Annotated in this window: 17 protein-coding genes; 11 read left to right on the top strand and 6 right to left on the bottom strand. The window is 36.4% G+C overall.

Annotated elements, in window-relative coordinates; translation table 11 throughout:
• Window positions 1-16: 16 nt before the first annotated feature.
• From ACMGDK_RS08140 to ACMGDK_RS08150, 3 genes are all read right to left on the bottom strand, one after another.
• Window positions 17-1,474: a RagB/SusD family nutrient uptake outer membrane protein gene (locus ACMGDK_RS08140; RefSeq protein WP_436807469.1), complete on the bottom strand. Its 1,458-nt coding sequence runs from the start codon at window positions 1,472-1,474 to the stop codon at window positions 17-19.
• A gap of 12 nt (window positions 1,475-1,486) precedes the next feature.
• On the bottom strand, window positions 1,487-4,507 hold the full coding sequence (locus ACMGDK_RS08145; RefSeq protein ID WP_436807470.1) for a SusC/RagA family TonB-linked outer membrane protein: 3,021 nt from the start codon (window positions 4,505-4,507) through the stop codon (window positions 1,487-1,489).
• Window positions 4,508-4,936: 429 nt separating this feature from the next.
• Entirely contained in the window at window positions 4,937-5,248 is a 312-nt protein-coding gene (locus ACMGDK_RS08150; protein ID WP_436807471.1) for a hypothetical protein, read from the bottom strand.
• Window positions 5,249-5,692: 444 nt separating this feature from the next.
• On the opposite strand from ACMGDK_RS08150, the gene ACMGDK_RS08155 reads away from it, so the two are divergent.
• Window positions 5,693-6,382 (top strand): hypothetical protein, encoded by a 690-nt coding sequence (locus tag ACMGDK_RS08155; RefSeq protein ID WP_436807472.1) that lies wholly within the window; start codon window positions 5,693-5,695, stop codon window positions 6,380-6,382.
• Window positions 6,383-6,603: 221 nt separating this feature from the next.
• On the opposite strand, the gene infB is transcribed toward ACMGDK_RS08155, so the two are convergent.
• The 3 genes from infB to rimP form a co-directional block, all read right to left on the bottom strand.
• A complete protein-coding gene (infB, locus tag ACMGDK_RS08160; RefSeq protein ID WP_436807473.1) occupies window positions 6,604-9,555 on the bottom strand; it encodes a translation initiation factor IF-2 in 2,952 nt (983 codons plus the stop codon).
• Between the two features lie 79 nt (window positions 9,556-9,634).
• On the bottom strand, window positions 9,635-10,870 hold the full coding sequence (gene nusA / locus ACMGDK_RS08165; protein ID WP_111959002.1) for a transcription termination factor NusA: 1,236 nt from the start codon (window positions 10,868-10,870) through the stop codon (window positions 9,635-9,637).
• A gap of 15 nt (window positions 10,871-10,885) precedes the next feature.
• Window positions 10,886-11,353, bottom strand: a complete 468-nt coding sequence (gene rimP / locus ACMGDK_RS08170; protein ID WP_436807474.1) for a ribosome assembly cofactor RimP — start codon at window positions 11,351-11,353, stop codon at window positions 10,886-10,888.
• Window positions 11,354-11,569: 216 nt separating this feature from the next.
• On the opposite strand from rimP, the gene ACMGDK_RS08175 reads away from it, so the two are divergent.
• The 10 genes from ACMGDK_RS08175 (at window position 11,570) to ACMGDK_RS08220 (ending at window position 23,425) form a co-directional block, all read left to right on the top strand.
• The gene (locus tag ACMGDK_RS08175; RefSeq protein WP_436807475.1) at window positions 11,570-12,886 is read left to right on the top strand and encodes a UDP-glucose dehydrogenase family protein; all 1,317 of its coding nucleotides are present in this window, start codon (window positions 11,570-11,572) and stop codon (window positions 12,884-12,886) included.
• On the top strand, window positions 12,887-13,966 hold the full coding sequence (gene rfbB / locus ACMGDK_RS08180; RefSeq protein ID WP_436807476.1) for a dTDP-glucose 4,6-dehydratase: 1,080 nt from the start codon (window positions 12,887-12,889) through the stop codon (window positions 13,964-13,966). It begins immediately after the preceding gene.
• A gap of 10 nt (window positions 13,967-13,976) precedes the next feature.
• Window positions 13,977-14,840: a glucose-1-phosphate thymidylyltransferase RfbA gene (gene rfbA, locus ACMGDK_RS08185; protein WP_436807477.1), complete on the top strand. Its 864-nt coding sequence runs from the start codon at window positions 13,977-13,979 to the stop codon at window positions 14,838-14,840.
• Between the two features lie 200 nt (window positions 14,841-15,040).
• A complete protein-coding gene (locus tag ACMGDK_RS08190) occupies window positions 15,041-15,469 on the top strand; it encodes a sugar 3,4-ketoisomerase (RefSeq protein WP_436807478.1) in 429 nt (142 codons plus the stop codon).
• A 129-nt stretch (window positions 15,470-15,598) separates the two neighbouring features.
• On the top strand, window positions 15,599-16,699 hold the full coding sequence (locus tag ACMGDK_RS08195) for a DegT/DnrJ/EryC1/StrS family aminotransferase (protein ID WP_436807479.1): 1,101 nt from the start codon (window positions 15,599-15,601) through the stop codon (window positions 16,697-16,699).
• Window positions 16,700-16,960: 261 nt separating this feature from the next.
• Window positions 16,961-17,806: an ABC transporter permease gene (locus ACMGDK_RS08200; RefSeq protein WP_436807480.1), complete on the top strand. Its 846-nt coding sequence runs from the start codon at window positions 16,961-16,963 to the stop codon at window positions 17,804-17,806.
• A 39-nt stretch (window positions 17,807-17,845) separates the two neighbouring features.
• The gene (locus tag ACMGDK_RS08205; RefSeq protein ID WP_436807481.1) at window positions 17,846-19,081 is read left to right on the top strand and encodes an ABC transporter ATP-binding protein; all 1,236 of its coding nucleotides are present in this window, start codon (window positions 17,846-17,848) and stop codon (window positions 19,079-19,081) included.
• 10 nt (window positions 19,082-19,091) lie between these two features.
• The gene (locus ACMGDK_RS08210) at window positions 19,092-20,429 is read left to right on the top strand and encodes a glycosyltransferase (protein ID WP_436807482.1); all 1,338 of its coding nucleotides are present in this window, start codon (window positions 19,092-19,094) and stop codon (window positions 20,427-20,429) included.
• Window positions 20,410-22,263 carry a DCC1-like thiol-disulfide oxidoreductase family protein gene (locus ACMGDK_RS08215; RefSeq protein WP_436807483.1) on the top strand — a complete coding sequence of 618 codons (1,854 nt, stop codon included), beginning with the start codon at window positions 20,410-20,412 and terminating at the stop codon, window positions 22,261-22,263. The genes ACMGDK_RS08210 and ACMGDK_RS08215 overlap by 20 nt, the downstream gene beginning before the upstream one ends.
• Window positions 22,264-22,303: 40 nt before the next feature.
• The gene (locus ACMGDK_RS08220; RefSeq protein ID WP_436807484.1) at window positions 22,304-23,425 is read left to right on the top strand and encodes an ATP-grasp domain-containing protein; all 1,122 of its coding nucleotides are present in this window, start codon (window positions 22,304-22,306) and stop codon (window positions 23,423-23,425) included.
• Window positions 23,426-23,459 lie beyond the last annotated feature (34 nt).

Consider the following 23,459-nt stretch of genomic DNA (forward strand, 5'->3'; position numbering starts at 1 on the left):
AGTCTCTTTGTATTTATTAGAAATTAGGATTATTTAAAATTTCCTCTTGTGGAATTTTTAAAGATACCCTGTCGTCGTTGTAAGGGAACGACTGACCTACATAGAACAAGTGGTTTGATCCTCTTGTAACTGTAGCTTTATTTCTCTTGAATGCTAAGTAAGATTTACCTTCACCCCAGAATTCTAAACGAGTATTTTTATAGATTTCAGCCTGCAAAGCAGCTCCACTTAAACCATCAATGTATGAAACATCTGTAATTCTGTTTGCTAGATAGTTCTTAAGAATTGTCTTTGCTTCACCTTCCTGACCTGACTTAGCAAGCGATTCTGCTGCCAGTAAATGGAACTCGTCAGCTCTCATATAGATATAATCTGTGGTAATTTGTCTCTGTCCTTGTCCAACTCTGTTAGGGTCAAAGAATTTGTTCCCTGGATAGTTTTGTGCTGGATTTGTTACAACAAATTGATTTCTTCTGATATCATCAGGTCTCATACTATTGTATAATCCTAAATCTATCCCCTTTCTAGTTCCTACTGAAGCATAGCTGTATGTGAATACATCTACTTGTCCCCACCAGCTTACTAGATCTAAACCATTAACTACCTCAATATCAAAGCCCCACATCCAGCTTGGAGTTCCCAGATCATTAAATCCACCTCCACTAGGTGCAGCACCTGGAGCCTGAGCCATTCTAACAGCCTGAGCTCTTGATGTGACAGGGTATCCATAATTAGCAATAATATCTTTTGATAAAACTGCTGCTTGTGCAGATTGTCCCGTAGCTGCATAAGTATAGGCTAAAAGTCCCTTTGCCACACCTTGATCAATCATACCTTTATTTGCTCTATCAAAACCTTCTAAATAATCAACAGCTTTAGTTAGATCATCAACAATAAGAGCATACACTTCTGCTTGTGTAGATTTTGGTGCAGCTGGCATCTGCGATTTAGTATATACAGGAATAGCAGCTTCAGCAGCATTATATCCTTTTGTATAAAATTGCATTAGATAAAAGTAAGCATAAGCACGTAGAGCTTTTGCCTGTCCCATTGCATATTTATCTGTATCAGAAGCCGGAACTGAGTCCGTTCCTCCAAGCGCATCAATTACGTCATTAGCGCCTGCGATAACTCTGTAATAATATCTCCATGGTTTATAATTTACTGTATTGGTAAAATCAACCTGTCCAGCCATGTTAGCTATGTTAACATACCATCCATAATTCACGGCTTCAAGAGCCATATCTTGAGAAAGAAGGTCACTGTATATATCATACCCTTTCTGTCCGAAATCATCATGATCCAAATCTGTACCCCCGGTTCCTGTATTGATCATCATCAGATACAGACCATTTAATTTGGTTTGTGCCGGAGCATCCCCAATAGTTTCAGTCGGTACAGTTTCAAGAAATTCTTCACGACATGAAACGGTCAATGTCGCCAATGCTATACTTAATAATAATATCTTTTTCATTTTATTTACTTATTAGAAGTTAATTTTTGCTCCAAATGTAATCGTAGATAGCGGGGCATAAGCATAAGTATTAGTACCTCCGGTTTCTGAAACACTTGGGTTAAACCCTTTTCTCTTAGTTGCAATCCACAAGTTATCTCCACTTACGAATAGATTAAAGCCTGTAATCCCGATTGATTTTACAAAATCCTGTGAAAGATTATATCCTAAACGGATGTTATTAAGAGCAAGATAATCTGACTTAATCAAGAATCTGCTTGACCTTGATGCAAAATTAACATCAGCCGCATAGTTAGAAGACATTCTTGGAACATCAGTAATATCTCCAGGATTTTGCCATCTGTTTAAAATGTCCTTATGCCAGTTATTTGTTCCTACCTGACCATTAGCCATCAATCCTGCATAAGCACTATCATAAGCGTATCCTCCAATGCTGTATAAGAACTGTACGCCTAATGTAAATGACTTATATCCAAAATCAAGGTTAAATGCACCTCTTATATCTGGTATAGCTGATTTGTCTAAGAATTTCTGAGTTGCCTGAGAATATACTTCAGTAACACCCGTTCTGATGTCCGCATTAGGATTTTTAGACTGATACTCATGAAGTGATGTAATTTGCTCTCCAGCATCAAAAGTACCATTTCCGTTATTATCGGTATAGTTTACATACCATTGAGCAGCACCAGTTGCAGAATTTACTCCTGCATATTCTCTCATGTAATAATCATAAAGAGATCTCCCTTCAGCTCTACCAAAACCTGCTTCAGATAAATCAAGAATCTTTCTCTGTCCTGTACTCACGTCAAATGGCATTCTGGTAAGTTTATTACGCAAGATTTCGCCATTTACACCAAAGTCAAGAAATATATCATTCTTATTGATGATATGTGCCTTTAGAGTAAATTCTACTCCTTGGTTAACCATATTACCATCGTTAACTTTTAGGATTGCATTACCTGTAGATGGTGCCAATCTAGTATCAAAGATCAGGTTATCAGTTTTTCTGTTATAATAATCAACATCAAGTTCAATAGCCCTGTTTTTAAATAACGCTAATTCAAAACCAGCTTGGAAAACCTTAAACTTCTCCCAAGTCAAGTCAGGATAACCACTTCTATCATATGTTGCTCCTGGAAGCCCCATAAAGTTCCCTGGGTTATAAACATTATATCCAGGATAATTTCCTACTCCGGCCTGATCTCCTACAGTACCATAACTTGCTTTTAACTTTAAGTTAGTGATAATCTTATTATCTGATAAGAAGTCTTCTTTTGACACTAACCATCCTAAACCTGCAGATGCAAAAGTATCCCATTTGTCCTTCAAGAATCTTGAAGATCCGTCTCTTCTTACTGATCCGTTAAAGAAGTATTTCCCCTTGTAATCATATGTTAACTGGCCAAAGAAACTTTCAAGAGTATAATTATTTATATATGAACTTGATAAAGATTCTCCAATCCCTAAATTCAATTCAGGAATCATATCAATAATATTCGGTCTTCCTGCAGACATAAATTTCTGTTCCCAGCTATTATTTTCATGAGCAACAAAAGCCATCACGTTATGATCTCCAAACTTCTTATTAAATCTTAATAGCTGCAACCAGTTATAAGACATTAATTCTGTTTTGGTTTTGTAAATATATCCATTCTGACTTGCTGCATTTCCATAAAAAGGATTGTCCACCTGATCATTGCTGTTGTTATAGTACTGACCACCAATTCTTGTTTCAAAACTTAAGAATTTAGTAATATCAGCTTTCAAGAACATATTGGCATTGATCTCATGCTTATAAAACTTATTAAGGTTGTTAGTAGCATCTGCAATTGAATTCGTTAATCCACCAAAACCTCTTCCATTTGGTCCATCTCCATAGTCATACTCATAACCTCCAAAGTGTGGATCAGGAATCTTATTTCCTGCCGCATCACGTCTGAATAAAGGATATATAGAAGGAATATTATCTACAAACCAGAAAATACTACCTGAGTCACTACTCTGTCCATTTCTGTTAGCTTTTGAATAGGCATATCCTAAGTTAAAATCTCCTCTTAACCAAGGTCTTGCCTGATGACTTAGATTTAATCTACCCGTGTATCTTTCAAAGTCAGAGTTGATAGAATAACCCTTATCACTTAAGTATCCAATATTAGTATAATATGTTGTTTTACCCGTACCTCCACTGATGCTTAAATTATTTTCTGTTCTTGCAGAAGTTTGGAAAGCATAATCTTCCCAGTTTTCCGGATCATATAACCTACCAGCTCCAGGTCTTACCTGTCCTGTGGTCGGATCGATTAACTGAGATGCAGGTGTTCCCCAAATATTATAATCTGCGCTGATTCCGGCACCACCGAAAAGATTTGCATTAGCATAAGCTGTAGGATCAGCTTGCCCCAATAATCTTCCACGGTTTCTCATTGCCTGCCAGCTTAATCCTACATATTCTTCAGGAGATTTTATTGTTGAATATCTTGGGAGCAATGCCATATTGAAACCTACTTTAGACTCAAGTTGGATAACAGATTTATTAGACCTTCCCTTTTTAGTATTCATAACCACAACACCATTAGCACCTCTTGCTCCATAAATGGATGTTGCTGTAGCATCTTTAAGAATTATCATATTCTCAATATCCTCAGGGTTAATTGCACTAATATTCCCTGTGTAAGGCATCCCATCTAATACATATAGTGGATTTCTGTTTCCACTTACTGATCCAAAACCTCTGATACGAATTGTTGCATCTGTACCAGGCTGTCCCGATGGATTAATAACTCTAACACCAGCAGACTCTCCTGCAAGTGCTTGTCCAACACTGGATACGTTCTTTGAATCAATCGACTTAGCATCAACCTTAGATGCAGTACCCACATAAGTTTCCTTTGGAACCTGGCTATAACCAATTACAACTACTTCTTCAATTGCTGTTTCCGTAGTTGTTGTATCTCCAGGCTTCTGCTGTGCGTAAGCAGCTTGTCCAAGAAAGAACAAGGCACCTGCACTTAATACACGTAGTTTAACATTCATATTAACAAATTTTAATATATTTAATTCGCAAATATGTTAATAAATATTAACACTCACAAGTGTATTGATAGCGGTATTAACAACTGTTAGTTAATTAGTTCTGCTCATAATCTTTAAAATAATATGGATTAAGCAATATTATTCAGCATTATTTACATAATTTTTTTTTTTTTACTTAATGTTATTTTTTTTAACAAATTATTACTAATACGAAAAATATTATTTAGAATCGATATAAATTATATTTTAAAAAAAGTCGTTTAAAATCAAAGCCCTTTCTTAAGGAAAGTAACTGCTAACCAACTGCAATATAGCTTTTAGCAAGAAAAGATAAAAGGATAATATACATTTTTGTCTTTCATGACCAACTTACTTCGTGAGTACTTCAATCAATGCATTATAATCTTCTGTTTTCTTTAATTTATTTTATTAAAAAAAGAGATCAAAATCATAGCTTTTAGAAAGAAATAATTTTTTAAGATCTTTTAAATTTAAAGGAATCAGCACTTTGGTTTCAGAATTATATAGGAAATAATCAGATTTTAAATTGGAAAATTTAGTTGGTGTACTTTGACCATATGTATTTTCTGCAATTTTCCCTTTAGAAAATTTCACCGTTTCTTTTCTCACGATGGTAAAATTATTTTTTTCCGTGGAAGATTGAATATAATAACTATCATTAATTAATCTTATGATATATTTATTATTTATATTAAAATATTCTACTCCCTCTTTAGGCACCTTGAAATATTCTTCAGCTTTTTTCAGAATAATTTCATCATTATAAAATATTGTATCTCAAAAGAAATGTACCTGTCTCGCCCTTTATGGTGGAAGGCAAAAATTCTTTATCCAAAAAGGGTGATCCTTCATACTCATTGTCAGCCAGTCCACTTACACTAATTTTATTAACAGCTTGTGACATCAACCTGTCATAGTTGAGTGTATTCAAAGCTGTACTCTTAATTTGGGAAAAGTAAAAGTATTCGGAACAAGACCATCTTGTTCCAGATACCCAAAAGAGGAATATACTAATGTATTTTCACTTCCAAAAGTCGCTGAAACTATGAATTACGTATGAATCTTTCGAAAACATGATTAAATTATCCGCTTTAAAATTATTATTGAATAAAATTTAAACAGGCTATATATATCAAAATAATTTGTATTTTTAAAAAAAATATTATGAAAAATACAATTATTTCTTTCTTTATTTTATTATTCTTTTTTCAATCATGTGAAGTCGATAAGAATACAGACAAAGAAGAATTCTCTAATGGAACAGCCTCTGATTATTACAAGCAAGCTGAATTCAACCTGAATTCAATCCTATCTCTGAGTAAAAATTCAAACCCTTTGAATCCGAATGCAGCATCCAAAATTGTTCCTGACCTTCCTGTTTTAGAAACTCGAGCCATATCGGCTTACTTAGTAGAAGAAAGAGTTTTAGAATGTGGCAAATCCTATGTATATGTAGCAACAGCAACCGATGTAAGTGCTTATGATAGAATGGTATGGATAACTATCAAAAAAAATTCAACTACAATAGATACTCAATATGTAATTATTCCGGCAGGTCAACAAACCAATTCGGTACAATTCAATAGAATATATGCTAATGTAGCAAAACCATATCCTATTAACGATGCAATAATATCAGTTACTGATATTGTTGAATTTTCACCGGGTGCACCAAATTTAACGAGTGCTTATGTGAAAAATTCAACTTCTCAATACATTGAAAACTGCATGACCCTAAATGGTATTCCAGATTTTTGTGAAGAGCATGGGGGAGATCATAATCATAATGGTATATGTGATGACACAGACCGAATTATAAGAGAGCTGCAAGGAGTGGATACTTCAGTAGATTAATCAATAACGTTTGATTCTGACATTCTGTAAAAGTCCGTTTTCACTGGCCGTGAAACGGACTTTTTTTATAATCCTTCTTTTTTCCGAATTTATTGCAAGTAAAAACTATTAATACCATATTATCTAACCGGATTTAAAAAATAAAGACTATAATAAAAAAGGAATCCGTTTCACAAATTTGTTGTGAAACGGATTCTTTCGTGTAATTTACAGATAAACTATTACTTCAGTTTTTTCTTAACAGCTACTTCTTCGTAAACTTCAAGAATATCTCCGACCTCAATATCGTTATAACCTTTCAGGTTCAATCCACACTCGTAACCTTTGGTTACTTCCCTCACATCATCTTTGAAACGTTTTAAGCTTTCCAGCTCTCCGTCAAATTTAACGATACCATCTCTCAGTACTCTCACTTTCGACTGTCTGGTTACTTTTCCTGAAAGAACCATACATCCTGCAATGGTACCAACTTTAGAGATCTTAAACACCTCTCTGATTTCAACATTACCAATTACCTGTTCTTTGATCTCAGGAGAAAGCATCCCTTCCATTGCTTCTTTAACCTCATCAATAGCTGCATAAATTACTGAATATGTTCTGATTTCGATTTCTTCCTTATCAGCCAATTCTTTAGCATTAGCACCGGCTCTAACATTAAATCCGATAATAATTGCGTCAGAAGCAGTTGCTAAGTTAACATCAGATTCAGTGATCTGTCCAACCCCTTTATGTAGGATATTAACGTTGATTTCTGCTGTAGATAATCTCTGTAACTGATCAGATAATGCTTCTACGGAACCATCCACGTCACCTTTAAGGATAATATTCAGTTCTTTAAATTCACCTAAAGCAATTCTTCTTCCAAGTTCTTCAAGTGTAGTATGCTTCTTAGTTCTTATTGAAAGTTCTCTCTGCAACTGCTCTCTCTTATTGGCGATTGTTTTAGCTTCGCTTTCATCTGAATATACTTTAAATTTGTCACCAGCTGTCGGCGCTCCGTCAAGACCTAAGATCGTAACAGGGATTGAAGGACCTGCTTCTTTAAGGTTTCTGCCTCTTTCATCAAGCATAGCTTTTACTTTACCGTGGTTTTTACCTGCCACTACATAATCTCCAACTCTCAAGGTTCCGGTCTGCACTAACATTGTAGCAACATACCCTCTTCCTTTGTCCAGTGAAGCTTCAATGACAACTCCCTGAGCTGCTCTATCAGGATTAGCCTTCAGATCAAGCATTTCTGCCTGAAGTAATACTTTTTCCAAAAGAACATCCATATTGTTACCAAACTTCGCGGAAATTTCCTGCGCCTGAACGTTTCCACCCCATTCTTCTACCAGGATATTCATCCCGGAAAGCTGCTGACGGATATTATCAGGATTAGCATTTGGTCTGTCCACTTTGTTTAAAGCAATGATCATTGGTACTCCTGCAGCCTGCGCGTGAGAAATTGCTTCTCTCGTTTGAGGCATCACATCATCATCAGCTGCAATTACGATAATTGCAATATCGGTAATCTGAGCACCTCTGGCTCTCATCGCGGTAAACGCTTCGTGACCCGGTGTATCTAAGAATGTAATTCTTTGTCCGTTTTCTAATTTTACATTGTATGCTCCAATATGCTGGGTAATACCTCCTGACTCACCAGCGATAACGTTGGTTTTTCTGACGTAGTCAAGTAAAGACGTTTTACCGTGGTCAACGTGACCCATTACCGTTACGATTGGTGCTCTTGAAGAAAGATCCTCCTCAGTATCCATATCCTCTTCAGATTCAACCTCTTCAAGGTCAGCATCTGAGAATTCTATTTTATAACCAAATTCATCTGCAACTAATAACAAAGTATCAGCTTCCAGTCTTTGGTTCATTGTTACCATTACACCTAAAGAGAAACAAGCAGAAATAACTTCTGTTGGAGAAACATTCATTAAACTCGCCAGCTCACCTACTGTGATGAATTCGGTAACTTTTAATGATCTGTCCTGAGCATCAATTTCTTGCTGACGTTCATCCTGCTCTCTACGGTACGTTCTTTTATCTTTTCTATGTTTGGCAGATTTAGATTTACCTCCTTTATTAGTTAATTTTTCAAGGGTTTCCTTGATCTGGTTTTTAACCTGCTCGTCGGTAAGCTCAACAGGCATGGTTCTTTGCCCTGGTCTGTTGTTGTTTCCGCCCGGACCTTTTTTGAATCCGCCTCCCTGACCTGGTGGACGGTTTCCTTGGTTATTTCCAAAACGGTTACCACCCGGACCTCCTTGGCCTGGCGGACGGTTACCTCCTGGACCACCCTGTCCTGGTGGACGGTTTCCTCCTGGCCCTCCCTGACCTTGAGGACGGTTACCCTGACCGCCTTGGTTATTGTTATTATTTCCTGAGTTTTGATTGTTCCCCTGCCCTTGTTGATTTGGGCCTCCGGGTTTTTCAATTCTCTTTCTTTTCTTTTTAGCACCTGAACCAGGTTTTGGAGCAAACTGTGTTAAGTCAATCTTTTCACCAACAATCTTAGGACCGTCAAGTTTCTGATACACAGTTTCTATTTTCTGAGGTTCCTGAGATTCAGTCTCAGCTGGTTTTTGAGGCTCTGCCTTATTTTCAGCAGGCTCAGGCTGCTTTGGAGTTTCTTTCACAGGTTCTGCCGGTTTTTCCTCTTCTTTTTTCTCCTCCATTTTGGGTTTATCTTTTTTTACAGGTCTATTTCTGGATTCTATTTGGGACAGATCTATTTTATCCAGAACTTTGAATTCCTGTTTTTCAGGAGCTGCTTTAACTTCCGGCTCAGCCACAACTTCTTCTTTCTTCTCTTCAACAGGTGCTGCTACAGGTGCTGGTGCTGCAGGAGCTTCCTCAACTTCGGGAGCTTTAGATTCTAGATCTATTTTACCTAAAATTTTAGTTTCCGGTTTATTTGCTTTAGCTCTTATTACTTCAGGGGTTTTCTTTTCTTCAATTTCCAGTTTTTCTTCCGGAACTTTAGTGATCACCACCTCATGGGAAGCCTTTCTCTGTTCGCCGTCTTTGGCAAACTCAGCCTCCAATGCAGAATATGCCGCTTCTTCTAATTGAGCGTTAGGATTGTTTTCAACTTCGAAATCCTTTGACTGTAAAAACTCTACTAATCTGGACATCGAGATATTGAATTCCTTAACCGCTTTATTTAATCTTATTTTTGGCATCTATATTATTTACTATTTTTTTTAATTCTTAAAATTAAAGTATTTCTTTTTACTGTTTATTAAAATTCCATTAAAAATCTTAATCTTCAAATTCTTCTCTTAGAATACGCTTAACATCTTCGATAGTTTCTTCTTCAAGATCTACCATGTTTAGAAGACTTTCAGTATCCTTATCCAATACTGATTTCGCAGTCGTAAGACCTACTTTCTTAAATTCATCCAAAATCCACTGCTCGATATCGTCATTAAATTCTCTCAAATCAACATCGTCATCCTCACTGGATTCTCTATACACATCAATTTCATATCCGGATAACCAAGAAGCCAGTCTGATATTCTGTCCTTGTTTTCCGATCACTTTAGAAATCTCTTCAACCGGAGTATAAACTAGGGCATAGTTTGCATCCTCGTTGATATCAATTTTGTTGATGGTAACATTTCCTAAAGCTCTTTTCACCATGATTTCAGGGTTTTTAGACCACTGAATCACATCGATGTTTTCATTTCTCAACTCTCTTACAACCCCATGAATTCTGGACCCTTTCACTCCTACACAAGCACCTACAGGATCTATTCTGTCATCATAAGCATCTACTGCAATCTTCGCCTTCTCACCAGGAATTCTTACTACTTTCTTAAGCATGATCGTTCCGTCCTGGATTTCAGGAATTTCCAGCTCCAATAATTTCTCTAGGAATTTAGGTGCAGTTCTGGAAATAATAATCTGTGGTTTTGAACCTTTAAAATCTACTGTTTCAACAATAGCTCTGATATTTTCGCCCTTTTTAAAGAAGTCGGACGGGATCTGGTTTTCTTTCGGCAAAATGAATTCGTTCTCCTCATCATCCAATAAGATCACATGTTTGTGACGGATGTGGTGGATCTCTCCAATAACAATTTCCCCAATTTTATCTCTGAACTGCTCATAAAGCATTGCATTATTATGTTCCTGAAGTTTTGTGGCCAGGATCTGTTTTAAGGTAAGAATATTTCTTCTACCCAGCTGAGCAACAGGAATTTCCATTGTAAAATCTTCACCTACTTCAAAAGTAGGGTCAATTTTCTTAGCTTCAGAAAGCTCAATTTCCAGATCGTCATCTTCAGACATCTCGTCCTCTACAATCGTTTTATTTAAAAATATCTGAAAATCTCCTTTATCAGGGTTCACAATTACATCAAAATGATCATCTGAATCGAATCTTTTTCTCAAAAGGGTTTTCAGTGAATCTTCAATAATTGCCATAAGATCAATCTTACTGATCCCTTTTTCGTCTTTAAAATCACCAAAGGATTCAATCAACGCTATATTATCCATCTATTTTTTTTTCTTTTAAAATTTAATTATTACTAACGCTTTTTTTATCTCAGAGTAAGGAATTTCTTTTTCCTCCTCCACATCCACTTTCCCTTTTCCGACTTCTTTCGGCTTTCGGTAGCGTAAAATAAGTGTGATCTTTTCATCATCCACTTTTGCCAGCTCACCTTCAATTTTGGAAGAATCATTCAGCAATACTTCTATTTCTCTTCCTAAATTTTTTCTGAACTGTCTTGGAGCGGAGAGCGGCTCACTTAGTCCCGCAGACATTACCTGAAGACTAAAATCATGCTCTTCACGATCCATATTAAACTCTATCGCACGGCTTGCATCAAGGCAGTCCTGAAGAGTCACCCCATTATCACCATCCAAGATCACAGTAATATCATCTCCTGCAGAAAATTTCAGATCAACAAGAAACAAATCCTTTCTGGTCTCAAGGAATTCATTTAATAATTCTTCAATTCTTTTTCTAAACTCCATACATTAATTATCTTGATTTACCAGTACGAAAAAAGGCTTTCTTCCGAAGCCTTCCCATTTTTCCTGTAAATCCACTGCAAATATACGCATTTTTTCTAAAAAAGCAAAATCTGCTTAATTATCAAGTAAATACCTTAAAATTTTGATTAAGGTAAATTAAACAGGCAGGTGAAGGTATTTTTATTATTTTTGTCCTGAAATTTAAAAACATACATTTTGAATATAACAATTGTAGGAACAGGTTATGTAGGGCTGGTTACAGGTACTACCCTGGCAGAACTTGGCAATTCAGTATACTGTGTTGATATTGATGAAAAGAAAGTAGAAGGTATGAAAAACGGCGTTGTTCCCATCTATGAGCCGAACCTTGAAGAGATGTTTCTGAGAAACATTCAATCCGAAAGATTATTTTTCACCACCAATCTTAGGGAGGCTTTAGACAAAAGCGAAGTCATATACCTAGCGCTTCCAACACCACCTGGAGAAGATGGATCTGCAGATCTTTCATATGTAATCCAGGTTGCCAATAATATTGGAGAAATGATGACAGAATATAAGGTCATCGTAAACAAAAGTACTGTTCCCGTAGGAACCGCTGATAAAGTAAGAGAAGTAATTGCTTCTAAAACGAACATTCCTTTTGATGTAGTTTCCAATCCCGAATTTTTAAGAGAAGGATTTGCTGTGGAAGACTCCATGAATCCTTCGAGAGTCGTTGTGGGTGCCAGCTCTGAAAAAGCAAAAAGTATCATGGCTCAGATTTACCAGCCATTTACCAATACAGGAATTCCGATCATATTTATGGATGAGAAATCATCGGAGCTTACGAAGTATGCCGCCAACTCATTCCTTGCCGTAAAGATCACTTTCATGAATGAAATTGCCAATTACTGCGAGAAAGTAGGCGCTGATGTAGATAAAGTAAGGCTTGGAATGGGTAGTGACGACAGAATCGGGCACCGGTTTTTATTTCCGGGAATCGGATACGGCGGAAGCTGCTTCCCTAAAGATGTAAAAGCCCTTATAAAATCCGGAATACAGGAGGATTTCAATTTCCAAATCCTTGAGGCTACAGAAAAGGTAAATACTACACAAAAAGTAATTCTGGTTTCAGAGATTGAGAAATACTTTGGAGGAAATATCAGCGGAAAGAAAATTGCCATGTGGGGTCTGGCATTTAAGGCCAACACAGACGACATCCGTGAAGCATCTTCTTTGGACAATATTGCTCTTTTATTAGAAAAAGGCGCAGAAATTGCTGCGTATGATGCGGTAGCAGAAAGTAATGTACAGAAACTTCTTGGTGATAAAATACATTATGCAAAAGGAATGTATGACGCTCTTGAAGATGCGGATGCTCTATTCATTGCTACGGAATGGCCTGAGTTTAAAAATCCGAATTTTGAACTGATGGCTAAGAAAATGAAAAACAAAGTTATTTTTGACGGAAGAAATATGTATCCGCTGGAAATTCCTGAGCAGAATGGATTTCATTATAAGAGTATCGGAAGAAAGACCATAGAAAATAAATAAATGAAACATATAATCATTACCGGAGGAGCCGGATTTATAGGTTCTCATGTTGTAAGAGAATTTGTAAAAAATAATCCGGACACGACAATTATAAATCTGGATGCACTTACCTACGCGGGAAATCTAGAAAATCTAAAGGACATTGAAAATGAGCCTAATTATGTTTTCGAAAAGGCAGATATTACAAAACCTGAAGAATTAAGAAAAGTATTTGAAAAATACAACCCTGATGCTGTAGTGCATCTGGCGGCAGAAAGTCATGTAGACAGAAGTATTACAGACCCTATGGCATTCATTAATACCAATGTGAATGGGACTGCCAATCTTCTTAATTTATGTAAGGAATTCTGGACCCTCAACCAGGATCACACACATGGCAGATTTCCTGATGAAAAAAGAAGTAATTTATTTTATCACGTTTCTACGGATGAAGTATACGGAAGTCTTGGCGAAACAGGATTTTTCCTTGAAACAACCGCTTACGACCCGCAATCACCTTACTCCGCTTCAAAAGCTGCATCTGACCATTTGGTAAGAGCGTATGGAAACACGTACGGAATGCCGTTCATCATATCTAATTGTTCGAACAATTATGGCCCGAATCATTTTCCTGAAAAACTAATCCCTCTGTGTATTTCTAATATTATTAATGAAAGACCATTGCCAATTTATGGTGATGGAAAATATACAAGAGACTGGTTATTTGTAATAGACCACGCAAAAGGCATTCATCAGATATTTAATGAAGCTAAAACAGGTGAAACTTACAATATCGGAGGATTCAATGAATGGCAGAATATTGATCTGGTGAAAGAACTGATCAAGCAAATGGATTCCAAATTAGGAAAACCAGAAGGACATTCAGAAAAATTAATCACTTTTGTAAAAGACAGACCAGGGCATGATAAGCGTTATGCTATTGATGCGACTAAACTTAATAAAGATTTGGGCTGGAAACCATCTGTGACTTTTGAAGAAGGCCTTTCAAAAACCATTGACTGGTATCTTGAAAACAAAGAGTGGCTGGAGAATGTAACAAACGGTGATTATCAGAAATACTACGAAAAACAGTATAATTAACACACACAAGATGAAAGGTATTATATTAGCCGGAGGATCCGGAACAAGACTTTACCCTCTTACCATTGCCGTAAGCAAGCAACTGATGCCTGTTTATGATAAACCAATGATCTATTACCCTCTGTCAACTTTGTTATTAGCTGGGATTAAAGATATACTGATCATCACAACTCCACATGACCAGGCAGGATTTATCAAACTTTTAGGTGATGGATCCCAGATCGGTTGTAATATAGAATACGTTGTACAGCCAAGCCCGGACGGACTGGCACAGGCCTTTATTTTAGGTGATGAATTCATCGGCAACGATCCTGTTGCACTGGTTTTAGGAGACAATATTTTTTATGGTTCTGAAATGGGCACTTTACTGAAGAACAAAACCAATCCGGATGGTGGAGTGGTTTTCGCTTATCATGTTTCTGATCCCGAAAGATATGGTGTTGTAGAATTTGATGATAATTTTAAAGCTGTTTCTATTGAGGAAAAACCTTTAAACCCAAAATCGAATTATGCAGTTCCCGGCTTATATTTTTACGATAACGAGGTAGTGGAGATTGCAAAAAACATACAGCCTTCTGCAAGAGGAGAACTTGAAATTACGGATGTCAATAATGTTTATTTAAGCAAAGGAAAACTTGAAGTAGGTGTTCTGGACAGAGGTACTGCCTGGCTTGATACCGGAACTTTTGATTCCCTGAATGATGCTTCTGAATTTGTAAGTGTTATTGAAAAAAGACAGGGTTTCAAAATAGGCTGTATTGAAGAAATTGCGTTCCGGAATAAATTCATCAACGAAGAAAAGCTGCTGGAGACCGCTGAAAAATATGGTAAAAGCGGTTATGGCGAATACCTTAAACAGCTCGTAAGAAAATAAAATTATCATATTCTGAATTTAAGAACTATTGGCTTTATAGCCGATAGTTTTTTAATGCAGCATTATCTCGTATTTTCTCTAATCCGAAACACCTATTTGATGTAATTTTTTATACAGACTTACATAATAATACCAGGCTGTACTCCGATAGCAATTTTATAATTAACTTTGAGGGCTTAAAGAATTATTTATAAACATTAATGGAATACAATAAACCGCAAATCATTACATTCGATAAAATAGGATCATCATCTCTGGGATATATTACTATAGCGGAGACTCAGAAAAATGTCCCGTTTGAGATAAAACGTGTCTACTGGACGTATTATACACCTCATGATGTAACGAGAGGAGGACATGCTCATAGGGCACTGCAGCAGATCATCTTTGCTGTTTCAGGAACCATTATCTTTAATACAGAAGATAAAGATGGCCATAAGGAAGTTTTTACTTTAGATCATCCTACAAAAGGTTTATATATTCCCAAACTGGTATGGCGTGACATTCAGTTTTCCCATAATGCAGTACTGTTATGTCTGGCTTCGGAAGAATACGATGAGGCAGATTACTTCAGAGATTATGAAGAATTTAAAAAGACGACTGATAAAAATAAAAAATATGAAAGCTAATAATATATGAAATCCAATAACAGGAATTTATATATTAGTGAAAAAGCGATGACCACTGCTCTATAATTTCTCAAGAAATGCCTTGGAAAAGTGGAGCTTTGAAAATTGAAATAAAAAACGGTTACGAAAATGATTAATTTTTTAGATTTAAAAAAAATAAACCTTAAATATCAGGAGGAAATTGAAAATAAACTTTTAAGTGTTTTCCGCAGCGGCTGGTACCTGCTGGGAAGCGAGCTTAAAAACTTCGAGACCAACCTTGCATCATATGTCGGTTCAGAATACGCCTTAGGAGTAGCCAACGGATTGGATGCTCTGCGTCTTATCTTCCGTGCCTATATTGAGCTGGGCATCATGGAACCCGGTGATGAAGTCATTGTTCCGGCCAACACTTATATCGCTTCAGTCCTGGCTTTATCAGATAACGGACTTATCCCTGTATTTGTAGAACCGGATGCCAATACCTATAATATTGATATCTCAAAAATTGAAGAAAAAATAACACCGAAAACAAAAGCCATTCTCATTGTTCATCTTCAGGGAAGAATTGTTTTTTCCGAAGAGCTTAAAAATATCGCATCAAAATACAATCTAAAGATCGTAGAAGACAATGCACAGGCAATCGGTGCGGAATGGAACGGTATTAAATCCGGAAACCTAGGCGATGCTGCAGGCTTCAGCTTTTATCCCGGGAAAAACCTTGGTGCTTTAGGTGATGCGGGAGCCGTAACCACGAATGACAAAGAAGTATCCGAGGCCATACGCGCTATAGCCAATTACGGTTCAAGCCAGAAATATGTCAATATTTATAAAGGATTAAATTCCAGGCTGGATGAAATTCAGGCCGCTGTTTTGGATGTGAAACTAAAATACATTGGCCATGAAAACGATACCCGGAGAAAAATAGCCAAAAGATTCATCTCTGAGATCAACAATCCTAAGATTATCCTTCCTGAAAATCCAGCTGACGAAAAAGAGCATGTATGGCATGTTTTCGTGATAAGAACAGAAAAGAGAGATGAGCTTCAGGCTTATTTAACGGAAAAAGGCATCAGTACCATTATCCACTATCCTATCCCGCCTCACAAGCAGGAAGCCTACAAAGAGTACAGCCACCTCTCATTCCCCATCACAGAGAAAATGCATCATGAGGTACTAAGCCTTCCAATTTCTTCTGTTTTGGAAGAGGAAGAGATTCAGGCTATCATCAAAGCTGTTAACGAATTTTAAATTAAAGAAATAATATTTAAGCAGAGCCAAAATCTATTTCAGGTGAAAGTTCATACAGTGAATATTCCAAACAATTCGTTAACAAATAAGATTCTTATTATAAACTTCAGTAACTATTGGCTTTATGGCTAATAGTTTTTTGTTCATAATAACAAATATTAATATATTAGTTGTTGGTTTCGGTTTTATATGAATAATTATTCATTAATTGAAAAAGCTAAATAAGAATTAAATATTTTAAATTTGCAAAAACTTACACAAATGAATGAACCACAGCAGAAGTGGACAGAAACGATTGATGCCGAGCATTCTTTATTTGACCTAAAACTTAAAGAGGTCTGGAGATATAAAGATCTGGTCTATATGTTTGTTAAGAGAGACTTTGTTTCCAGCTTTAAACAAACTGTACTGGGACCGGTCTGGTTTTTTGTTAACCCTATCCTGACTACGATTGTATATCTTGTTGTTTTCGGGAAAATAGCTAAACTTCCTACAGATGGGCCTCCTCTCTTATTTTATCTTGCAGGAGTTACCCTTTGGAATTATTTTTCAACCTCACTTATCGCAACTTCTAATACATTTGCAGGAAATGCCGGTATTTTTGGAAAAGTTTATTTTCCAAGACTTGTAACACCCTTGTCAATAGTGATCTCCAATCTGATGCGGTTTGCAGTACAATTCCTTTTATTTATTCTGGCCTGGATATATTACCTTTCCAAAGGAGAAGTTCATCCCAACATCTGGGTTCTTGCCACCCCGTTCCTTATCATCCTGATGGCTTTTTTCGCCTTAGGAGTCGGAATGATTTTCTCTTCACTTACTACCAAGTACAAAGACCTCAGCATGTTGTTGGGGTTCGGAATAAGCCTGTATATGTATGCAACTCCGGTAATTTATCCGGTATCTGCACTGCAGGGAGTTTTCAAAAAGCTGGCTTATTATAATCCACTGACAGGTATTTTTGAATGCTTTAAATATGCATGGATCGGTACCGGAGATTTTTCACCTGCAATGCTGGGAATCAGCTCAGTGATCATTTTGATCCTTCTGATGATAGGTGTTGTTGTTTTCAATAAGGTTGAAAAGACCTTCATGGATACTGTTTAGGAAACCATCTTTTTATTAATTTTAAATTCCAATTAAACTATGCTGGCTTTAAAAGCAGAAAATATATCAAAACAATACCGTCTCGGACAAGTGGGAACAGGTACGCTTTCTCATGACCTGAACAGGTTTTGGCACAAAGTAAGAGGCAAGGAAGACCCGTATTTAAAAATTGGGGAAGCCAACGACAGAACAACGAAGGGAGATTCTGAATATGTATGGTCGCTCCGTGATATCGATTTTGAAATCGAGCAAGGAAGTGCTGTAGGCATCATCGGCAGAAACGGTGCCGGAAAATCTACCCTGCTGAAAATTCTGAGTAAGGTAACCAAACCTACCACCGGAAAAATACAAACCAACGGCAGAATTGCCTCTTTATTGGAAGTAGGTACAGGTTTTCATCCTGAAATGACGGGTCGTGAAAATATCTTCCTCAATGGTGCCATTCTCGGAATGACACGAAAAGAGATCACAAGAAAATTTGATGAGATCGTTGCTTTTTCAGGAGTGGAAAGATACATAGATACTCCGGTAAAAAGATATTCTTCGGGGATGTATGTGCGCCTTGCATTTGCAGTGGCCGCACACCTTGAGTCTGAAATCCTTATCGTTGACGAGGTTCTGGCTGTAGGAGATGCAGATTTCCAGAAAAAATGCATTGGAAAAATGGGTGATGTTACCAAAGGAGAAGGAAGGACCATTTTATTTGTAAGCCATAATATGGCTGCCGTAAAACAGTTATGCAATACCGGTATTCTTATGAAAAACGGTCAGCTTGCAGATCAGGGAAGCATCAATAAAGTTTTGGAAAACTATATCATCCACGAATTATCTCCAAATTCTGAATTCAAATACATTGAAGATCTGAGCAAAAAGGCTCAAATCCATAATGTTAAGATTTTCAATAGTAAGAATATTGAGACCATGGAGTTCAGCCATACCGATAATATTAACATCAATATAGATTATGTCAACAGAAGCGTTGATAAGGGTATCCGCGTTAATATTGCCATTTTAGACAAGTTTGAAAATGTTATTTTCATTACAAGAAAAACATTTGGTGACATGCATGAAAACAGTCTGTCTATACAGATTGAAGGCTATAAACTTATTCCCAATACCTATATACTTTCCGTGGCATTAGATACTCCGGGAGTTGAGCTTTATGATTATATAAAGGGAGGCGTCCAGATCAATATTGTTGAAACAGGGCACGAAAACTTTCTTACAGGAGATACTGATAATGGGATCATTCATCCTCCTGTCATATGGATGTAAGGTGGTAAATATGAAAAAGATATTAGTTTTATCTACAGGGGATGTAAACGGTGCCTATGAAGCTATGTACAAAGTGGCTCATATTTTAAAAAATATGGGACATGAAGTAGTGATGTGCGTAAAGAATAAAACAAAAGCTGATGATTTTATAAAACCTTATATTCATGTACAGCATTCTCCTGTTACTAAAACCCTATCTTTAGCAGAGCGGGCAATACGGAAAATAAAAGCAAAATTGATACAGCCCCATCCTCAGGCTGCAGTAACAAAAACATTAACCACAGACGGTAAGTATTCTTTTCTAAGCAAAGACGAAATTACAGAGAATATCAATGTAGACAGCCTGTTAAAGTCAGTAGGTTTTATCCCGGATTATATTTTTACCGGTATGACTATTGATTTTCTAAACAGCACGGATCTTTTCAATATTCAAAAAGCTACACAAGCCAAGATATACAATATCACCGTGGATATGAATCATTTCACAGGAGGATGCCATTTTTCCTGGGGATGCGAAGGCTATATGAACAGTTGTGATAGCTGTCCGGCAATTCCCGATGAATCCCAAAAACACGTGGCAAAGGATAATCTGGAAAGAAAATATCAAAATGCTCAAAAAGCCTCTTTCAAAATTATTGCAGGATCGGGCTTAACTCTGGAACAGGCAAAAAAATCAAAAATCTACAGGGAACAGGAGACCATCTACAATATCAACAGCCTGATAGATACTACCCTGCTCAACGATAAGAACAAAAGTATAGCTAAAAATATTTTCTCTTTATCCGATGATAATTTTTATATTCTCACCGGAGCACAGAATATGGAAGATCCGCGAAAAGGCTTTAAATATCTTATTGAAGCTTTAGAAATCCTTGATCAGCAGCTTCCGGAAGATCTGAAAAAGAAAATAAACCTTTTAGTTGTTTCCAACAGTATAAATAAGGAATTTGACAGGGTTACCTTTAAGAAGCAGAAAATAGATTATATAAAGGACTACAGACTGTTGTCCTTATTATATCAGGCAACCGATGTTTTTGTTAACTCTTCTATTGAGGATTCTGGCCCTATGATGGTTTCAGAAGCTTTAGCCTGCGGAACTCCTGTTGTAGGCTTCGATACCGGAGTACTTACCAATATGGTTATAGACAATTACAACGGATATAAAATTCCCATGAAAGACAGCCTCCAGCTGGCAGAAGGAATTAAAAAAATATTCGAGCTGGATAAAAACCAATATGCAATTTTTTCAAAAAATGCGGTACAGCAGGTTCAGGAATTTTCATCGTATGAATATGCAGAAGAAATTTTCACCAAAATTTTAGAACAAAATGATCAGAAGACTTTATAATAAAAAAATTTCCGGGCTTGGGCTTTCCATTTTCAGAATTGCCTACACATTGGTGTTATTCTGTGATGTTGTCCAGTTCAATTATTTCAGACACCTAATCTTCGATAAGATTCCTTTTTTAGAACCCGCGGAAATTGACTTTGGAATCCCTATAAAAATATGGATGATTGCCATTATTTTTATCATGCTGGGACTTTTCACAAGACTGGCAACCATTATCAATTATCTGATGACCATTATTCTTATTGGAAGTATCAATAGCTATGAGTACCATATGTTTTATATATATGTATCGATTAACTTTATAATAATGTTTCTCCCAATATCACAACACTTATCTTTAGATAGACTCTTATTAAAATATAAATATTCTACTACACATTTTAATTATAATCCGCCAGATACCGTAAGTGTATTATACTATTATATTGCCGTTATAGTAGGAATAGTCATGATTTATTTTGATTCTACATTATATAAATATGACTCAAAATTTTGGTTAGAAGGCCTAGGTATGTGGTTACCTACATCTGTACCATGTACTAATTTCCTTTCAATTCCCTATTTATTAGATCAAAAGTACCTAATGATCTTTTTAGGATATTTAACTTTGGGATTTGAAACTATATTTATTTTTACTTTTTTCAGGAAGAAATGGAGGGTCCCTCTACTGTTCATCGGATTGGGCCTACATTTGGGTATATTGATCTGCTATCCTATCCCTTGGTTTGGATTGGGCATGTGTGCCATTTACCTGTTGATGGTTCCTGTTTCCTGGTGGAAAAAATTATTTAAAAGCTCTGAAAAACCGGCCAGGCTCACTTTTTATTATGATGGTGAATGTCCTTTGTGCAATCGCACCAAGGTCACAATCCAACATTTTGATATTTCAAAAAGGATTGATTTCAAAACGGCACAGCATTACGCAGAACAAAATGAGTTACTGAAAGATATTCCTACAGACACCCTTCTGGATGATATTCATTCTGTACGAAACGGAAAAGTGTATAAAGGACTGGATACCTATATTCAAGTGTTCAGTGCCATCACTTACCTAAAACCATTAAGCTGGATCTTACGTATTCCCGGGATTTATCATGCAGGAAAAGCGGTCTATCAGTATGTGGCTCAAAACAGAAATACAGAGCGCTGTACGGAAGAAAACTGCGGCTATACACCTCCAATACTACCTCAAGATGAAGAAAAATTTAAAATCCTTCAGAATTTTACGGTTAAAGATTTAAGAATAGCAGGAATTACAATCGGAATATCGTTTATCGTATTATTTCAAATTCTAGTATCTTATAATTCAATAGTAAAAAGTGGGTTTGAAAATACAGCAATAGGAAAAAGGATAAATAATCTATCTATAAGTGTTGAAAAATTCTCAAAACCGTATATGGGAATTACACATCATGGTGTTTTTACAGAATCTCATTTCAGCGAATATAATCATATTATTGCTCTTACTTATTTAAATAAAAATGGTCAAGAAATATGGCTTCCCATCATCAATAAAGACGGAACTAATAGCACATATCTATATAGTGGCCCTACATGGGCAAAATGGGGTTTCAGAGTAATGGATAATAAAATAAACCAAAATAATGTCATAAAAGGTGTAAGAGATTTTAGTGCCTTTTGGGCAGCAATGAATGGTATTGACCTTAATTCTGCAACTTTTATAATCAAAGTAAAAAAGATTGACACTCCTCACAATTGGGAAAAAGGTTTTCTAAAGAAACAAATGGAAAAGCCATGGATGGACGCAGGAGTTGCCACTTGGCATAATAAGGAGTACTCTATAAACATTCAGGAAATTGAAAGCTTATAACATTCGCTAAAAATATCACCCTCAAACTTTAAAATAAACAATGAAAAAGATTGCAATATTAGGAGCCAGCTACTTACAGCTGCCACTTATTCAAAAAGCAAAAGAGAACGGACTGGAAGTTCATTGTTTTGCATGGGACGACGGCAAGGCTATTTGTAAAGATATTGCCGATCGTTTTTATGACGTTTCAGTTTTAGAAAAAGAAATTATTCTTGAAGAATGTAAAAAAATAGGAATAGATGGTATTCTTACCATAGCTACGGACATCTGTATTCCCACTATAGCCTATGTAGCCAACAATTTGGGATTGCCGGGGAACAGTATTGAATGTTCACTGCTGACCACCAATAAATCCTTAATGAGAAAATGCTTCGAGGAAAATGGTATAGCATCTCCTCAATCTATTACAGTTTCTGAATTTAATATAAAAGACTTTGAATCATTCACTTACCCTATCATTGTAAAACCGTCTGACAGATCCGGAAGCTTAGGCGTGATAAAAGCAGCTTCACAAGAAGAATGCAAAAAAGCTATAGAAAATGCAGTACACGTTTCCTTTTCTAAAACCTGTGTAGCAGAAGAGTTTATCAAAGGGAAAGAAGTAAGCGTAGAAACCATTAGTTGTAAGGGGAAACATCTCATTATTACTATTACAGATAAAGAAATAACGGAAGAGCCTTATTTTGTGGAACTGGCACATCACCAGCCAAGTTCTTTTTCCGAGGAGATCAAAAATAGAATTCGCAAGATCAGTTACCAGATTCTGAATGCAACGAAGGTTGAAAACGGAGCTTCTCATATAGAACTTATGATTACTGAAGACGGAAAAATTTATCCCATAGAAATCGGAAGCCGTATGGGAGGTGATTTTATCGGTTCCGATCTTGTTCAGCTATCTACCGGATTCGATTATTTGCAGGCCGTACTGGATATAGCATTAGACCAGTATATCTTGCCTGAAAATGTGCAGTCAATAGCTTATTCCGGCGTTTACTTTTTATCGGAGGAAACAGCATTTCTTCTTCCTGTTATCAACGGTAAAGAAGAAAGTTATATTATCAAAAAAGAACTTTTATCAGATAATCTTAAACCCGCTCACTCCAGTAATGACAGATCCGGTTATCTGATTTACAAGTCTGACCATAAAATAATTTTAGGATAAAAAGTTGATATAACTTTATAAGTAAAACACAGAA

Origin of the sequence: Chryseobacterium hilariae (assembly GCF_051400735.1) — a bacterium.
In the GTDB taxonomy this organism is placed as follows: Bacteria; Bacteroidota; Bacteroidia; order Flavobacteriales; family Weeksellaceae; genus Chryseobacterium.

Coding starts and splice junctions, on each gene's coding strand:
- rfbA (WP_436807477.1), top strand. CDS start 13,977: ATGAAAGGTATTATATTAGCCGGAGGATCCGGAACAAGACTTTACCCT.
- ACMGDK_RS08155 (WP_436807472.1), top strand. CDS start 5,693: ATGAAAAATACAATTATTTCTTTCTTTATTTTATTATTCTTTTTTCAA.
- nusA (WP_111959002.1), bottom strand. CDS start 10,870: ATGGATAATATAGCGTTGATTGAATCCTTTGGTGATTTTAAAGACGAA.
- ACMGDK_RS08195 (WP_436807479.1), top strand. CDS start 15,599: ATGATTAATTTTTTAGATTTAAAAAAAATAAACCTTAAATATCAGGAG.
- ACMGDK_RS08190 (WP_436807478.1), top strand. CDS start 15,041: ATGGAATACAATAAACCGCAAATCATTACATTCGATAAAATAGGATCA.
- infB (WP_436807473.1), bottom strand. CDS start 9,555: ATGCCAAAAATAAGATTAAATAAAGCGGTTAAGGAATTCAATATCTCG.
- ACMGDK_RS08205 (WP_436807481.1), top strand. CDS start 17,846: ATGCTGGCTTTAAAAGCAGAAAATATATCAAAACAATACCGTCTCGGA.
- ACMGDK_RS08140 (WP_436807469.1), bottom strand. CDS start 1,474: ATGAAAAAGATATTATTATTAAGTATAGCATTGGCGACATTGACCGTT.
- ACMGDK_RS08145 (WP_436807470.1), bottom strand. CDS start 4,507: ATGAATGTTAAACTACGTGTATTAAGTGCAGGTGCCTTGTTCTTTCTT.
- ACMGDK_RS08210 (WP_436807482.1), top strand. CDS start 19,092: ATGAAAAAGATATTAGTTTTATCTACAGGGGATGTAAACGGTGCCTAT.
- ACMGDK_RS08215 (WP_436807483.1), top strand. CDS start 20,410: ATGATCAGAAGACTTTATAATAAAAAAATTTCCGGGCTTGGGCTTTCC.
- rimP (WP_436807474.1), bottom strand. CDS start 11,353: ATGGAGTTTAGAAAAAGAATTGAAGAATTATTAAATGAATTCCTTGAG.
- ACMGDK_RS08220 (WP_436807484.1), top strand. CDS start 22,304: ATGAAAAAGATTGCAATATTAGGAGCCAGCTACTTACAGCTGCCACTT.
- ACMGDK_RS08200 (WP_436807480.1), top strand. CDS start 16,961: ATGAATGAACCACAGCAGAAGTGGACAGAAACGATTGATGCCGAGCAT.
- rfbB (WP_436807476.1), top strand. CDS start 12,887: ATGAAACATATAATCATTACCGGAGGAGCCGGATTTATAGGTTCTCAT.